Here is a 14,803-nt window from a genome sequence, read left to right on the forward strand (position 1 = left end):
TGTTCCTCGTTTTGCCTTGTGCGCCCGCTAGCGCCATAAACTCAGCATGGCTACTTTGACACAGCCCATTTGACCTAGCGCAAATCTAGGTGCTTGAAAGTGACGTGGTGATCCCTATATCTATAGCATTAGATTATGAGGAGTCATCATGCGAATCGACAAACTAACGACGAAATTTCAAGAAGCGATTGCCGATGGCCAAAGCTTGGCCGTGGGCAATGACAATCAATATATCGAACCCGTTCACCTATTGCTGGCCTTGCTCAAGCAGGAAGATGGCGCGGCGCGCTCGCTCCTGGCGCGGGCCGGGGCCAATGTGCAAAAACTCAGTGGCGAGCTGGAAGCGGCCATTCGGCGCCTGCCGCAGGTGAGTGGCACTGATGGTCAAGTGCAAATTGGCCGTGACTTGTTGGGTTTATTGAATCAGGCGGATAAAGAAGCCCAAAAGCGTGGCGATCAATTTATTGCCAGCGAGATGTTTTTGCTCGCGGTGGCGGATGATAAGGGCACGGCGGGACAGCTCGCACGCGAATGCGGCCTCACCCGCAAGGCGCTGGACACAGCGGTGCAAGCCGTACGTGGTAACCAAAGCGTGAACTCGCAAGAAGGCGAGGGCAATCGCGAGGCCCTGAAAAAATATTGTATTGATCTGACCGACCGCGCTCGTCAGGGCAAGCTTGACCCGGTGATTGGGCGCGATGATGAAATCCGCCGTGCAATCCAAATTCTGCAACGCCGCAGTAAAAACAATCCCGTGTTGATTGGCGAGCCCGGCGTGGGTAAGACCGCGATTGTGGAAGGCCTGGCGCAACGGATTGTGAATGGCGAAGTCCCCGAGAGTTTGAAAAACAAACGTATCTTGGTGCTGGATATGGCGGGTTTACTCGCAGGTGCAAAATATCGCGGCGAGTTTGAAGAACGCCTGAAAGCCGTGTTGAAAGAAGTCGCACAAGACGAAGGGCAAACCATTGTCTTTATCGACGAAATTCACACCATGGTCGGTGCCGGTAAAGCTGAGGGCGCGATTGATGCAGGCAACATGCTCAAACCCGCGCTCTCGCGTGGCGAATTGCACTGTATTGGCGCGACCACGCTTGATGAATACCGCAAATACATTGAAAAAGACGCTGCCCTAGAACGCCGTTTCCAAAAAGTGCTCGTGGGCGAACCCACGGTAGAAAGCACCATTGCGATTCTGCGCGGCCTACAAGAAAAATACGAACTCCACCACGGCGTGGATATTACCGACCCGGCGATTGTTGCCGCGGCCGAACTCTCACACCGCTACATTACCGACCGCTTCTTGCCCGATAAGGCGATTGACCTGATCGACGAAGCGGCCGCACGCATCAAAATGGAAATTGATTCCAAGCCCGAGAGCATGGATAAACTGGATCGCCGTTTGATTCAACTAAAGATTGAGCGCGAAGCCGTGAAACGTGAAAAGGACGATGCTTCACAAAAACGCCTAGGTTTAATTGAAGAAGAAATCGCTCGCCTAGAGCGGGAATACGCCGACCTTGAAGAAATCTGGAAAGCTGAAAAAGCCACGGTGCAAGGTAGCCAGTCGATTAAAGAAGAAATCGACAAGGTAAAAGTGCAAATCGAAGATTACAAACGCAAAGGCGATTGGCAAAAAGCTTCTGAGCTGCAATATGGCAAATTACCGGAGTTAGAGGCCCGGTTGAAATCCGCCGACAAACAAACTGCCACGGTAGAGAAACCGCGCTTGCTGCGCACCGAAGTCGGTGCGGAAGAAATTGCCGAAGTGGTTAGCCGTGCCACGGGGATTCCGGTGTCTAAAATGATGCAAGGCGAGCGCGAAAAACTCCTGCACATGGAAGGCAAGCTGCATGAGCGTGTGGTCGGACAAGATGAAGCCGTCACGCTGGTGTCGGACGCCATTCGCCGTTCACGCGCCGGATTGTCTGATCCCAACAAGCCCTATGGCTCCTTCCTCTTTCTCGGCCCGACGGGTGTGGGTAAAACCGAGCTGTGTAAGGCGCTGGCGAATTTCCTGTTTGATAGCGAAGAGCATCTCATTCGGGTGGACATGAGCGAGTTTATGGAAAAACATAGCGTCAGCCGCTTGATCGGTGCGCCCCCCGGCTATGTGGGTTACGACGAAGGTGGTTATTTGACCGAAGCAGTACGCCGCAAGCCGTACAGTGTGATTTTGTTGGACGAGGTTGAAAAGGCGCATCCCGATGTGTTTAACGTTTTGCTGCAAGTGCTGGACGATGGCCGTTTAACGGATGGCCAAGGCCGCACCGTGGACTTTAAAAACACCGTGGTGGTGATGACCTCTAACCTCGGTGCGCATGAAATCCAGCGCATGGTTGGGCAAGATTACGGCCTGATTAAAGAAGCGGTCATGGGTGAAGTGAAGCAGCATTTCCGCCCTGAATTTATTAACCGCATTGATGAGGTGGTGGTGTTCCACGCCCTCGGCAGCGATCACATTGCCTCGATTGCGCGGATTCAGTTGCGCGGCTTAGAGCAACGGTTGGCGGCCAAGGAAATGACGCTTCAAGTCAGCGATGCGGCACTGGCAGAAATTGCCAAGGTTGGGTTCGATCCCCTGTTTGGCGCGCGGCCACTCAAGCGTGCGATTCAACAGCAAATCGAAAACCCAGTGGCCAAGCTAATCCTCGAAGGCAAGTTCGGGCCAAATGATGTGATTCCCGTCGATTACATCAACGGCGAGTTCAGCTTCGGGCGGGTGGTGCATTAGCCGTATCAAGCCCTGTGTTACCTTAGTCGTAACGCAGGGTGGTGACTTTCCCCCAAAAAATCCGATAGGCAAAAATCGTGTAGCCAATAATAGCGGGCAACACAATCACTACGCCATAGAGGATGACACGCAAGGCCGCCTCACTGCTGGCGGCTTCCCATAGCGTCATCTTTTCAATGATTAAGAAGGGAAAAATGCTGTAAGCCAAACCATAAAAGGCGAGTATAAAAATACCCACGCTGGCGGCGAAAGGCACCCAAATGCCGTATTGGTTTTCGTTTGCGAGTCGTGAGGGTAAGCGCGCCAAGCTGCGGGCAATCACCAAAAACAAAATGAGGGTGATGATCGGAATGGGCAGTAACAAGACTAACCAGGGTAAGGTAAACCATTTCTCCAGTACGCGTTGGCTGAGGAAGGGGGTGGCGATAGACACCGCCAAGACGCCCAATGCGGTGAGGCTGAGGCTATGGCGTGCCCATTTGACGGCTTTGAGTTGCAACGCGCCCTCGGTTTTCATGATGAGCCAGGTTGCACCCAGCAGGCTATATCCCGCGGCCAGACACACCCCAATCATGAGGGCAAAGAGATGCGCAGCCCAACCTTCGGCAAAGCCCAAGATCGTTAAACCCAGCATATAGCCCTGGCTGAGTGCGGCGAGTAACGAGCCCGCCCAGAATACATCGTTCCATAACGGCTGCGCCGCGGCGTGGGCTTTGACACGAAAATCAAATGCCACGCCACGCAAAATCAAGCCAATCAGCAATAAGACGGTGGGCAAGTAGAGCCAACCCAATATCAAGCCATGCGCAACGGGGAAGGCGACCAGCAGAATGCCAACCGCGAGTACGAGCCAGGTTTCATTGGCATCCCAGAAGGGCCCAATCGAGGCAATCATTAAGTCTTTTTCTTCAATGCGAACTTGCTTGAGTAAGATACCCACGCCGAGGTCATAGCCATCTAAAATCACGTAGATCAGCAGTGAAAGACCCAGCAGCACATAAAACACTAAGGGTAACCAGTTGGCCGCTAAGCTAAGATCATTGGGAATCATAGGGGACCTCGCTGGGTGTGGAAGTGGCAGGGATGGCTTTTTTGGCAAGATAGAACACGGCTTTGATATAAGCAACAATCAGCACAGCATACAAAGTGAGATAGAGCACCAGTGATAGCGCTATATTTCCTTGACTAACTGTTGAGGCTGCCTCTGCGGTGCGCAGTAGCCCATAAACCAAATAAGGCTGGCGACCAATTTCAGTGACATACCAACCTGCTAGGGTTGCTACCCAACCAGAGAAGGTCATTCCAACTAATAGCCACATGTAGCGACAAGAAAGTGCGTTGACCCCTTGTCGCCAAAGTTGCCATACGCCAAACCAGCTGGCCAGCAGCATGAGCACGCCTACACCAACCATTATGCGGAAGCCGTAGAAAAGCGGTTTGACCGGGGGGGCATCGGCAAAGTTATCCAGCCCTTGAATCAGGCCATTGGCATCGTGGGTCAGAATCAGACTGGCGAGTTTGGGAATACTGATTGCAAAATCATTTTGTCGGGTTTCGCTGTTTGGAATAGCAAATAACACCAAGGGAGCGCCGCGCTCTGTTTCCCATACCGCTTCAATGGCAGCGATTTTGGCGGGTTGGTATTTCAGTGTATTCAGGCCATGTAGATCGCCGACCAAAATTTGAATCGGGATCAGACAGGCAGCCAACCAGAGACTGGTTTTGAGGGTGATGTGAACGGCCTGGCTTTGATCACCCCGTAACTTGCGCCAGGCAGAAATGCCCGCAACCAGAAAAGCCACGGTGAGCCCAGAAGCCAATAACATATGAGTCAAGCGATAGGGGAGTGAGGGATTAAAGATGACTTGCCACCAGTCCAGCACATGCGCTACCCCTTCTCGCACGACATAACCTGAGGGTGTATGCATCCACGAGTTAAGCGCCAATATCCAGAATGCACTGATGGTAGTGCCAAAGGCGACGAGAAAGGTGGCGAGTAAATGCACGCGCGCGCTCACCCGTTGTTGTCCAAAGAGCATGATGCCAAGGAAAGTGGCTTCTAAAAAGAAGGCGGTGAGCACTTCGTAAGCCAACAGTGGGCCGGCAATATTGCCGACGGTTTTCATGAAGCCTGGCCAGTTCGTCCCAAATTGAAAGCTCATGGTGATACCGCTCACTACGCCCAGCGCAAAGGTCAGGGCAAAAATTTTCACCCAAAACAAGTAGGCTTCTTGCCAGTGTGGCAACTTGGTTTTGAGGTGTTGCCACTTGAAGTAAAACAGCAGCCAACCAAGGCCAATCGAAATAGTGGGGAAAAGAATATGAAAGGAGATATTGGCGGCGAATTGAATTCGGGCGAGGAGTAGGGCGTCCATGGTTAAGGCTCACTAAGCTTTACGGGCGGTAGGTTTACGTGCTTTTTCCAGCGTTTCGGTCGTGGTCTTTTTGCTGCGTAGGTTGGGCAAAAGTCGCTCAGCACCCGCGACGAGTTTTTGCACTGTGCTGCCCATTTGCATGAGTTTAATCAGCGTACTCTTTTCCATTTTTTGCACTTCATTAAACCAAGTGGTGAGCAGCTCAATTAGCTCATACATGTCATGCATGCGCTGTTGGGCATAGGCTTCATCGTTGTCTTTGGGCGGCTCCATGAGTGCCCCGCGCAGCATGGATAGCGTTGGGTCAATTTCGCGCTTACGCCGTTGTTCCGCGAGGATACGAAAGATTTCCCAAACATCCCCTGGGGTACTGAAATATTCACGCCGGTCACCCGGTAAGTGTTGCAACCGCAGGATGCCCCACGACCCCAGCTCCTTTAATCCCATACTGACATTGGAACGTGAAAAGCCGAGTTGCTCGGCAATGTCATCGGCATTGATCGGCTGGGGTGAAATGAAAATCAGGGCGTAGATTTGACCAACCGTACGGTTAATGCCCCAGCGGTTACCCATTTCACCGAAATGCAGGACAAAATCACGGGCGAGTGGATTTAGGTTCATAAATTTATTGAATTTTCAGGAATTACTGAAAATATAGCATATTGTATTTTTTTCGTATCGGGCAGGAAGCGATACCCTTGGTTTTCTTAAGGTTATTGCGTTACAAAGGGCAGACAACGCTATCCGCAAGCAGGGTTCTGGAGCGTTAACAGAAATCGGGGTAGGCTATCGTCTGATGTTGACTAGCGAATAACTGGAATAGGATGAAAGAAATCTTTTTATTGGTTGAAGTGTTAGGGGTATTGGCCTTTGCCTGGTCGGGCTATATTGAGGCGAGGCGTAAGGAAATGGACCCCGTTGGGGCGTTTACGATTGCTTTTATTACCGCTTTCGGTGGGGGCACGATACGCGATGTCCTACTCGAGCAGCGTCCCTTGGTTTGGGTTCAGCACCAGGCTTACCCTTTAATGATTTTTGCACTGGCCATTGTTGCGTATGGGCTGGAACGCCATTGGCGCGATTCCCCCATGCTGCAAAAAATGCGAAGTGAACGGGCGATCGTGGTGCCCGATGCCCTGGGTATGGCTTTGTTTAATGCTGGCGGTGTGGCGCTGGCTTGGCAATTAGGCAACCCGCCCTTTGTGGCGATTATGATGGGTGTGATCACCAGTATTTTTGGTGGCGTCTTGCGCGATGTATTTTGTAACGAGATCCCCTTGGTATTTCGGCGTGGCACCTTGTATGCCACTTGTGCCTTTCTGGGTGGGGGGATTTATGTGGTGTTAATGTGGTGTGCAGTCGCTGCCTCTACCGCTTTGCTGGCTTGTATGGTCGTCACCGCCAGCTTTCGCTTACTGGCGGTCAAATATGGCTGGCGGTTACCTTAGTGATGAATTTGTATTATTCAGATTTAATTTACACCGTGTACGCAGCGCTTACATCCCCGAATAATTCGGCCCACCGCCCCCCTCTGGGGTGACCCAGACAATATTCTGGCCGGGGTCTTTAATATCGCAAGTTTTGCAGTGAACACAGTTCTGCGCATTAATCTGCAGGCGATCATCGCCGTTTTCCTGCTTCACATATTCATATACCCCCGCTGGGCAATAGCGTTGCTCTGGGCCAGCGAACTTGGCCAGATTCAGCGCTACCGGCACAGCTGGGTCACGCAAGGTCAGGTGAGCAGGCTGATTTTCCTCATGGTTGGTATTCGAGATGAACACCGATGAGAGGCGGTCAAAGGTGAGCTTGCCATCGGGTTTGGGGTAGTTAATCGGAGAGCACGCTGCGGCTGGTTTCAAGCAGGCATGATCGGCGATGTGGCGATGTATGGTCCAGGGATGTTTTCCTTTTAGGAGCCATTGTTCAATACCCGTCATCGCCATCCCGACGTAAAGCCCTTTCTTGAACCACTGTTTGAAGTTACGGGCCTTGTGTAGTTCTGCATGCAGCCAAGATTTTTCAAAGGCATCTGGATAGGCTTGCAGCTCATCATAAGCGCGCCCTGTCTGCAGCGCCTCAAAACAAGCTTGCGCAGCTAGCATGCCGGTTTTGATTGCGGCATGACTGCCTTTGATTCGGGCTGCGTTCAAAAATCCGGCATCACAGCCAATCAGTGCGCCGCCAGGAAAGATGGTTTTCGGTAAGCTGAGTAAGCCACCTGCGGTGATGGCACGGGCACCATAAGCGAGTCGTTTGCCGTTGGTAAAGGTGTCGCGTAAGGCGGGGTGTGTTTTGTAGCGCTGAAATTCTTCAAAGGGGCTGAGGTAGGGATTGGCATAATCCAGCCCAACGACCAAGCCAACGGCAACTTGGTGATTGTCCAGGTGGTAAAGGAAGCCACCACCATAGGTTTGGTTATCCATTGGCCAACCGGCGGTATGAATCACTAATCCCGGTTGATGTTGGGCGGGATCCACTTGCCATAATTCTTTGATGCCGATGGCGTAAGACTGTGGGTCACGCCCATCGTCAAGCTGGTAGCGGGCAATTAATTGTTTCCCTAAGTGGCCGCGCGCGCCTTCCGCAAAGAGGGTGTATTTAGCCAGCAGTTCCATTCCCGGCTGGAAATGAGGGGTGGGCTGCTCATCTTTGCCGACTCCTTGATTGCCTGTTGCAACACCGCGCACCGCACCCGCCGGGGTATATAAAATTTCGGCTGCGGCAAAGCCAGGGTAAATTTCCACACCAAGGGCTTCTGCTTGCTGGCCTAACCAGCGCACCACATTACTTAGGCTGATAATGTAGTTGCCGTGATTTTGAAAGCAGTCTGGAATGATGGGCGACGCATAGGCTTTATTGGCAGAAAGAATCAGAAGTTTATCTTGTGTGACTGGTGTGTGCAGTGGCGCACCGAGTGCTTGCCAATCGGGGAAGAGCTCCTGAATCGCAATCGGGTCCATGACTGCACCAGACAAAACATGGGCGCCAATTTCCGCGCCCTTTTCCAACACGCAGACACTGATCTCTGTGCCTGCGGCGGCAGCGCACTGTTTCAGATGAATCGCTGCACTCAAGCCTGCTGGCCCACCCCCCACGATAACCACATCGTATTCCATGGATTCGCGTTCAATCGTTGGCAAATTGTCTGCAGCAGCAGTCATAGCAGCTCCTTTGTGTAAGTAGATTGCTATTTTGCCAAATAACTTTGTTTGTCTGACAGACAAATCAGCCACTCGCCACTGAAATATTTGCAATTCGCGACGCCTTTCCAACAGTAGAAGGGCTGACTTCATGCGATGATTGCTAAGTTTGTTAGTTTGAGGGGGCAACAATGAGCTTAGCAGTGAGTTTAGAAGGCAAAACCGCATTTGTAACCGGGGCTTCAGGCGGCTTAGGGGAGCGCTTTGCCCGGGTTCTGGCCATGGCCGGTGCTAGTGTCGTCTTGGCGTCACGACGCATTGAGCGTTTGAAAGAGTTGCGTGCGGAAATTGAGGCCCAGGGGGGCGAAGCCCATGTGGTGAGTTTAGATGTGACGGATCTGGCGAGTATTCGTTCTGCTGTAGCCCATGCAGAAACAGAAGCGGGTAGCATTGATATCTTGGTCAACAATTCTGGTGTTAGTGTGACCAAGCGCTTGGCAGAAGTGACAGAAGAAGACTTTGATACAGTGTTCGATACAAATGCAAAGGGTGCTTTCTTTGTTGCGCAAGAGGTGGCCAAGCGCATGAAGGCGCGGGCGACCGGCGCCATGAAAAAACAAGAACCGTTGCCGCAGGCCCGTATTATTAATATTTCATCGATTGCTGGAATGCGCGCCTTATCGCAGATTGGGGTTTATTCCATGTCTAAAGCAGCCGTCTTGCAAATGACGAAAAGCATGGCTTTGGAATGGGGTAAATACGGTATTAACACTAACGCCATTAGCCCGGGTTACATTGAAACCGACTTCAATCGGGATCACCTTTCTTCTGAGGCGGGCTCGAAGTTAATGGAAATGATGCCACGCCACCGCGTTGGCAAACCTGAGGATTTGGATGGGGTATTGCTGTTACTGGCATCGGATCATTCCCATTTCATCAACGGCTCGATCATTACCGTTGACGACGGCTTTAGCCTGCGTTAAGCCCGTATCGTTAGGCTAAACCCTGGGTATAATGCCGTCTATGAAGCTTAATCGTGCGCATTCCAAATTGCTGGCAGCTATTACCGCTTGGGTCATGGCCTTTGCCGCATTGGCGCCGTCGGTTTCACATGCCCTCATGATGCAAAAAGCCAAAGATGGGTCATGGCTGGAGGTGTGTACCGCCCAGGGCAGTAAATGGATCAAGGTCAATAAGCAGTTTGATCCACCCGGCAGTATCAATCTTAACTCAGACACCAGCAAATCAGCAGATGTCCACATTCAGCATGGCAAATGTTGTGTGGCTGATTTGCCTGCAGCAACGTTACCAGTATTACCGCCGGCTTTGGTGCAAGCCTCACTCAGTGCGACTGAGCCTACTTTATTCTATCGGGCACCTCGCCCACTCTTTATCTGGGCCGCTATTCAGGCCCGCGCTCCTCCCCGCGCCTAATTTCATTTCTGTTTGATCGCTTAGCGAACCTCGTGGTTCGCCTTGCCATTTTCTATTGCTGATTTCTTAGCCACGATAACGTGAGTTAAACGCTGGCTATGCGTTTTCAACTATTTCTACAGGAGAGTTCCATGAGCCTTTTTCAGGTTGCCAACATCATGCGTTTACGCCGTGTACTGCTTGCCATTACCGCTGCATTGTTACTTTGGTTGATTTGGTTATATGCCTTTCTCGTGCGTGTGCCTGCAGAGGCCTGGCCGTTGCAATGGCGCTTGTCACCGCTGAGTGTGGCCCACGCAGCGCCGCCCGTGCTGGATGTGCAGAATGCTTGGGTCAGAGCGACCGTCAATCAACAAAAAGCGACGGGCGCATTCATGACGCTTAAAGCTACGCAGCCCTTACGTCTCATTGGTGTCGAATCCTCCTTAACGAAAACGGTCGAGGTACATGAAATGGCGATGGATGGCAATGTCATGCGTATGCGTCGTTTAGCTGAAGGCCTGACGTTACCGGCAGGAACCTCAGTCGAGCTTAAACCTGGTGGCTATCACATCATGCTGATGGATTTAAAGCAGGCAGTGCAGGAAGGCCAAGTGATTCCCCTGACCTTAATCGTCGAGGGCGCTGATAAAAAGCCGCAGCGGATTACTGTGCAAGCAACGGCGCGGCCCTTACAAGGGGCTGCCATGCAGCATCACGCGAAATAAGTGAGCGTCATGCGTGTGTCGATTTTAAGCACTGAGTGGCAGACAACCCAGCCGTCTGCTGCCGCTTGGTGGGGGTTACCCAGCAAGGGGTTGGCCGTTGTGTTGGTCCATGCGGTTGCCCTCTGGTTCGTGCTGAGTGTGCCGCGGCCCAGCCACGAAACGGCACCGCCACGCCCGCTGGAAATGCGCATGCTCGATGCGGTGGTTCCCCCCCCCGGTGACTGAGAAGCCGAGACCGCTGCCAGCGGTAAAAGCCCCTGTCAACACCGCGATGCCGGTCGCACCGCCGCCGGTAATGACCGCAGCCAGTTCAGCTGCGCCAAGTCACTTCGTGGTGGCGCCACAGCCCCCGGCGCCTGTGGTGTTACCCCCTGTAACGGCACCTGTGCCACCACCACCCGCCCCGGTCGCCGTGGTAAGCGCCCCGCAACCGGTCGTGACGCCAGCGCGTTTTGACGCAGATTACCTAAAAAATCCCGCACCGGTCTATCCCCCCATGTCTAAGCGCCTGGGAGAAGAAGGCCGGGTGCTATTGCTCGTGCAAGTCAGCGCCGAAGGGGTGGCGACCGAGGTCACGCTTAAGCAAAGTAGTGATTTCCCTCGATTAGACAACGCCGCCTTGAATGCCGTGCGCGGTTGGCGCTTTGTGCCGGCTAAACGCGGCAATGAGCCGATAGCCGCCAGTGTTTTGGTGCCACTTTCATTTCGATTAGACAATTAACGTATTAAAGGACCGTACTATGCAGAAGCATATTTGTTTAAACCCTGTCTTGCTGGCAATTCTTGCCGCAACCTCATCGGTTTACGCGCAAGATAAAGCGACCCAGTTAGAAGAAGTCGTGGTTTCTGGGTCAAAAGAGGGCACCGCGATCAAGAAAACGCCGGTTGCGATCAATAAGATCAATAAAGCGGTATTGGAAGAAAAAAAACCAACCTTTGTGGGGCAGGTGCTTAATCAAACGCCTGGCGTCTATGTGACCGATCTGGGCAATGGTCAGCATATGACCAGTATTCGCTACCCGATTACGACCAGCGCCGTCTATCAATACCTCGAAGATGGGATTCCGATTCGTCCGGTTGGCTTATTCAACCACAATGCTATGTATGAAATTAACCTCGACGGGATCGAGAGTATCGAGGTGATCAAGGGGCCCGCCTCCTCGCTTTATGGGAGTAATGCCGCGGGCGGCGCTGTTAATTTTTTGACGAAAGCGGCGGGTCCCAAGCCTGAAGCGATGATCGGCTATCAGCGGAGTAACCAAGGTTATCAAAAATATGATTTTGGGGTCTCTGGTAGCAGTGAGAAACAAGGCTTACGGATCACCGGCTTTGTCTCAGATCGGACAGGCGGCTGGCAAACCTACAACAATGCTGACCGTGCCGGGGTCACGGCACGTCATGATCTGGCGCTGGGCGAGCGGACCACATTAAAGACCATTGCGACCTATAACCGCTTATTCACCCAAATGCCCGGTAGTTTAAATCGCGCTGACTACGACAATCGTGCGGGTTACAGCTATCAGACCTTTACTTGGCGTAAAGTCGAAGCCACGCGCTTGTCAACGGCCTTAGAAGGGAACTGGAATGAAGGCGGCTTAACCACACTCACCGCCTACTACCGAAATAACACCACGAACCAGTTACCGAGTTTTTTGATCTTTGGGACAGGCGCGATTCCACCCGGTGGCACCTATCAAGCGACGGCAGCGGGTCGAACAACGGACAATAGCTTTGAGTCCCGTGGTTTTGATGCGCGGCATCGGCAGGATTTCTTACAGACACGTTTGCGCTTGATTGTGGGGGCAAGCCTTGAAGAAACCCCGATGGAAGCGAACGAAAAAAATCTGGCTATCACGCGCAATCCTTTTTCAGGGATTTATACCGGCTATACCGTTGGCACAACCCGCCGCGACTATACCGTGGATGTCAGTAGCAAAGCGCTCTACAGTCAGCTTGAATACACGCCATTACGGGCTGTGACGCTCGTTGCCGGTGGGCGCTATGACAAGATAACCTACGATTACAAAAATAAGTTGGTGCCCAGTGCGACCACGGGGGCGGCTTCTGAAGAGCGTAGCTACAATCAGTTCAGCCCGAAATTGGGGGCGACCTGGAATCCAACTAATCAAGTTAACCTCTATACCAACGTGAGCCGTGGTTTTGCCCCCCCTGAAGTGTCTTCCCAATACGGTGGCTCGCTAGCAGTACCCAATCTGAAACCTGCTGTTTATGACAACCTAGACTTAGGCGTGCGTTTCACCAGTGCCGATAAAAAATATAACAGTGAAATCGCTCTCTATCGCTTGATTGGGCGAGATGAGCAGGTGTCTTATACGATCTCTCCCGGCTTATCGGAGCCCCGCAATGCTGGTAAAACACTGCATCAAGGGATCGAATTTGGATTCGGCTATCGCGAGAAAGTCTGGGATGCGCGCTTAAATGGGACCTATGCTCAACATAAATTCCAAGAATATCGGACCTCCGCAACCCTCGATTATTCTGGCAAAGACATGCAAAAAGCCCCCAAATGGCTGGTTAACGGGGAAGTGGGGGTTAAGCCAACGAACAACTTGCGGCTGTCTAGTGAAGTCCAATACCTGAGCTCGTATTACATGGATTTAGCCAACACCGTTAAGTACAACGGCCATACGCTGCTGAACCTGCGCGCCAGCTACAAATGGCAAGGAGCCGAGCTATGGGCTGGCTTATTTAATGCGACAAACAAGAAATATGCTGATGATGCTTCCAGTTCCTACAGTGGTGTCGGTGCCTATAACCCCAATGCGCAAGATACCTTTAGCCCTGGGGCCCCTCGTACGTTTCTGGTGGGCATTCGCTACACCTTGGGAGCCAAATAATGTTAGCGCGCTGGCTCAAACTACATCATAGTCTCGGCTTGCTAACCTGCCTGGGCGTGCTGCTCTGGGGCTTATCCGGGATAACCCATCCGATCATGTCGCGGCTGCAACCCCGGCCTGCGGTATTTTTTCCGCCGCCTCAAGCGATTCAGCTTAACCAAGCCGTTCCTTTATCCACCGCGTTAGCGCATGCCAATCTCACCCAGCAACCACTCAGCCGAGTGGGGGTGGCACAAATCGCAGGGCAGGGGTATTACCGGATCACGGTTAATCCTAACGAGCCCGCCCGCTATTTTTCGATGGTGGATGGGCGCGAGTTAGCAGCAGGCGATCAGCGCTATGCACAAGCCTTGGCCCGTCATTACACCGGACGGCACAGTGAGGCAATCATCTCGACGGAGTTGGTCACGGCTTTCGGCGGCGATTACCACCCTGTGAATCGCTTACTGCCCGTCTGGCGGGTACAATTTGCGGGAGATGCGGGCTTGCGGGCTTTTATCGATACCGATCAAGCCCGTTTAGCGACCTTGGTTGACGATACCCGCCATCTTTTAACTTCCTGGTTTCGCTTTGGCCATAACTGGAGTTTCCTTGAAGGACACCCGACGCTACAAGTGCTGGTGATGACCGCGTTATTGTTAACGGGACTTTTTTCTGCCAGTTCCGGCGTGTATTTTTATTTCCGCATGCGTAAAACCGCTGCGCAGCGCCTGGCTAACAAACCCTTGGCCCGTTGGCACCGTCGTTTTGGCATACTGGTTGCTTTTTCAACCTTCACGTTTATGGTGAGCGCTTTATTCCATTTGTGGATGACCTACCAGCGTGATCGCAACCCACTACCCAATATTCAAAGCACGGTTAGCCTCGGCGCGTTGGATAATACTCACTGGCAAAAACTGCTTGTTGCGCTCAATGGCCAGTCCCTGGCCCGCCTGAGTTTGGTCAAATTATCGGAAGACAAGACCGTCTGGTTGGCTCAGCTGGCGTCACCTCACGGTGCCAGCGGCCCGCGTGCGCAGGTTGCCGCGATGGCAAAACCGCCTGAGCAGGATGAACATGCCGAGCATCGAAAGCCCGACCCCAACACTGCGGACCTAAAAAAGAAAGCGGGTGGTTTTGTACCAAAGGTCATGGTGGTCGATGCATTTTCTGGTGAGGTGCAAGCCGACGGGGCGCAGGGTGTTGCTAAAGCCTTGGCGATTAAAGCCTCTGGATTCACTGCGGAGCAGATTAAAGAGGCAAGCTGGATCACAAAATTTGCGGGCGAATATGGCTTTATCAATAAACGCTTACCCGTTGTCAAGGTGGCTTTCGATGCACCGGATAATCCACGCTATTACATTGAGCCAGCGACAGCAACGGTTGCGGCGGCGGTGAATGATTTAGATGCTTTAGAAGGTAAATCATTTGCGTATCTGCACAAATGGCATTTCACTGATGACGGTAAAGATCTACGCGATTTCCTGCTCGCTTTATTTGCCTTCATGAATGTGGTGATTGCGATAGTCGGGAGCGTGCTCTATTACCGCCGATTAACGAAATAATCTAGAGG

At 52.4% G+C, this 14,803-nt stretch carries 13 protein-coding genes; 9 read left to right on the forward strand and 4 right to left on the reverse strand.

Going from position 1 to position 14,803, the window contains the following annotated elements:
• The first annotated feature begins 148 nt into the window (after window positions 1-148).
• Window positions 149-2,734, forward strand: a complete 2,586-nt coding sequence (gene clpB, locus DU000_RS01455; protein ID WP_114401576.1) for an ATP-dependent chaperone ClpB — start codon at window positions 149-151, stop codon at window positions 2,732-2,734.
• A gap of 22 nt (window positions 2,735-2,756) precedes the next feature.
• Here clpB and DU000_RS01460 read toward each other — a convergent pair whose 3' ends face one another.
• From DU000_RS01460 to DU000_RS01470, 3 genes are read right to left on the reverse strand one after another with little or no spacing between them, the layout of a single operon-like run.
• Window positions 2,757-3,785: a cytochrome d ubiquinol oxidase subunit II gene (locus tag DU000_RS01460; protein WP_114401577.1), complete on the reverse strand. Its 1,029-nt coding sequence runs from the start codon at window positions 3,783-3,785 to the stop codon at window positions 2,757-2,759.
• Window positions 3,772-5,109, reverse strand: a complete 1,338-nt coding sequence (locus DU000_RS01465; protein WP_114401578.1) for a cytochrome ubiquinol oxidase subunit I — start codon at window positions 5,107-5,109, stop codon at window positions 3,772-3,774. The genes DU000_RS01460 and DU000_RS01465 overlap by 14 nt, the downstream gene beginning before the upstream one ends.
• Window positions 5,110-5,121: 12 nt before the next feature.
• A complete protein-coding gene (locus DU000_RS01470) occupies window positions 5,122-5,730 on the reverse strand; it encodes a GbsR/MarR family transcriptional regulator (RefSeq protein ID WP_114401579.1) in 609 nt (202 codons plus the stop codon).
• A 203-nt stretch (window positions 5,731-5,933) separates the two neighbouring features.
• Between DU000_RS01470 and DU000_RS01475 the strand changes: the two genes are divergently transcribed.
• Window positions 5,934-6,557 carry a trimeric intracellular cation channel family protein gene (locus DU000_RS01475; protein ID WP_114401580.1) on the forward strand — a complete coding sequence of 208 codons (624 nt, stop codon included), beginning with the start codon at window positions 5,934-5,936 and terminating at the stop codon, window positions 6,555-6,557.
• Window positions 6,558-6,605: 48 nt separating this feature from the next.
• Here DU000_RS01475 and DU000_RS01480 read toward each other — a convergent pair whose 3' ends face one another.
• A complete protein-coding gene (locus DU000_RS01480) occupies window positions 6,606-8,228 on the reverse strand; it encodes an electron transfer flavoprotein-ubiquinone oxidoreductase (protein WP_114402055.1) in 1,623 nt (540 codons plus the stop codon).
• Between the two features lie 215 nt (window positions 8,229-8,443).
• On the opposite strand from DU000_RS01480, the gene DU000_RS01485 reads away from it, so the two are divergent.
• The 7 genes from DU000_RS01485 to DU000_RS01515 all read left to right on the forward strand — a co-directional run bounded on the left by DU000_RS01485 (window position 8,444) and on the right by DU000_RS01515 (window position 14,795).
• Window positions 8,444-9,235: an SDR family oxidoreductase gene (locus DU000_RS01485; RefSeq protein ID WP_114401581.1), complete on the forward strand. Its 792-nt coding sequence runs from the start codon at window positions 8,444-8,446 to the stop codon at window positions 9,233-9,235.
• A gap of 40 nt (window positions 9,236-9,275) precedes the next feature.
• Entirely contained in the window at window positions 9,276-9,686 is a 411-nt protein-coding gene (locus DU000_RS01490; RefSeq protein WP_158529602.1) for a DUF2946 family protein, read from the forward strand.
• 131 nt (window positions 9,687-9,817) lie between these two features.
• A complete protein-coding gene (locus DU000_RS01495) occupies window positions 9,818-10,393 on the forward strand; it encodes a copper chaperone PCu(A)C (RefSeq protein WP_240001755.1) in 576 nt (191 codons plus the stop codon).
• A gap of 9 nt (window positions 10,394-10,402) precedes the next feature.
• Window positions 10,403-10,618, forward strand: a complete 216-nt coding sequence (locus DU000_RS01500; RefSeq protein WP_114401583.1) for a hypothetical protein — start codon at window positions 10,403-10,405, stop codon at window positions 10,616-10,618.
• Window positions 10,590-11,114 (forward strand): energy transducer TonB, encoded by a 525-nt coding sequence (locus tag DU000_RS01505; RefSeq protein WP_147266946.1) that lies wholly within the window; start codon window positions 10,590-10,592, stop codon window positions 11,112-11,114. The genes DU000_RS01500 and DU000_RS01505 overlap by 29 nt, the downstream gene beginning before the upstream one ends.
• Window positions 11,115-11,133: 19 nt before the next feature.
• Window positions 11,134-13,251 (forward strand): TonB-dependent receptor family protein, encoded by a 2,118-nt coding sequence (locus DU000_RS01510; protein ID WP_114401585.1) that lies wholly within the window; start codon window positions 11,134-11,136, stop codon window positions 13,249-13,251.
• The gene (locus DU000_RS01515; RefSeq protein WP_114401586.1) at window positions 13,251-14,795 is read left to right on the forward strand and encodes a PepSY domain-containing protein; all 1,545 of its coding nucleotides are present in this window, start codon (window positions 13,251-13,253) and stop codon (window positions 14,793-14,795) included. The genes DU000_RS01510 and DU000_RS01515 overlap by 1 nt, the downstream gene beginning before the upstream one ends.
• Window positions 14,796-14,803: the final 8 nt, after the last annotated feature.

The sequence above is a fragment of the Parvibium lacunae genome, from assembly GCF_003335215.1.
Lineage (GTDB): Bacteria > Pseudomonadota > Gammaproteobacteria > Burkholderiales > Burkholderiaceae_D > Parvibium > Parvibium lacunae.

Excerpts from the sequence above, each read along its gene's own strand:
- clpB (WP_114401576.1), top strand. The coding sequence starts at position 149 with ATGCGAATCGACAAACTAACGACGAAATTTCAAGAAGCGATTGCCGAT.
- DU000_RS01460 (WP_114401577.1), bottom strand. The coding sequence starts at position 3,785 with ATGATTCCCAATGATCTTAGCTTAGCGGCCAACTGGTTACCCTTAGTG.
- DU000_RS01465 (WP_114401578.1), bottom strand. The coding sequence starts at position 5,109 with ATGGACGCCCTACTCCTCGCCCGAATTCAATTCGCCGCCAATATCTCC.
- DU000_RS01470 (WP_114401579.1), bottom strand. The coding sequence starts at position 5,730 with ATGAACCTAAATCCACTCGCCCGTGATTTTGTCCTGCATTTCGGTGAA.
- DU000_RS01475 (WP_114401580.1), top strand. The coding sequence starts at position 5,934 with ATGAAAGAAATCTTTTTATTGGTTGAAGTGTTAGGGGTATTGGCCTTT.
- DU000_RS01480 (WP_114402055.1), bottom strand. The coding sequence starts at position 8,228 with ATGGAATACGATGTGGTTATCGTGGGGGGTGGGCCAGCAGGCTTGAGT.
- DU000_RS01485 (WP_114401581.1), top strand. The coding sequence starts at position 8,444 with ATGAGCTTAGCAGTGAGTTTAGAAGGCAAAACCGCATTTGTAACCGGG.
- DU000_RS01490 (WP_158529602.1), top strand. The coding sequence starts at position 9,276 with ATGAAGCTTAATCGTGCGCATTCCAAATTGCTGGCAGCTATTACCGCT.
- DU000_RS01495 (WP_240001755.1), top strand. The coding sequence starts at position 9,818 with ATGAGCCTTTTTCAGGTTGCCAACATCATGCGTTTACGCCGTGTACTG.
- DU000_RS01500 (WP_114401583.1), top strand. The coding sequence starts at position 10,403 with ATGCGTGTGTCGATTTTAAGCACTGAGTGGCAGACAACCCAGCCGTCT.
- DU000_RS01505 (WP_147266946.1), top strand. The coding sequence starts at position 10,590 with ATGCGGTGGTTCCCCCCCCCGGTGACTGAGAAGCCGAGACCGCTGCCA.
- DU000_RS01510 (WP_114401585.1), top strand. The coding sequence starts at position 11,134 with ATGCAGAAGCATATTTGTTTAAACCCTGTCTTGCTGGCAATTCTTGCC.
- DU000_RS01515 (WP_114401586.1), top strand. The coding sequence starts at position 13,251 with ATGTTAGCGCGCTGGCTCAAACTACATCATAGTCTCGGCTTGCTAACC.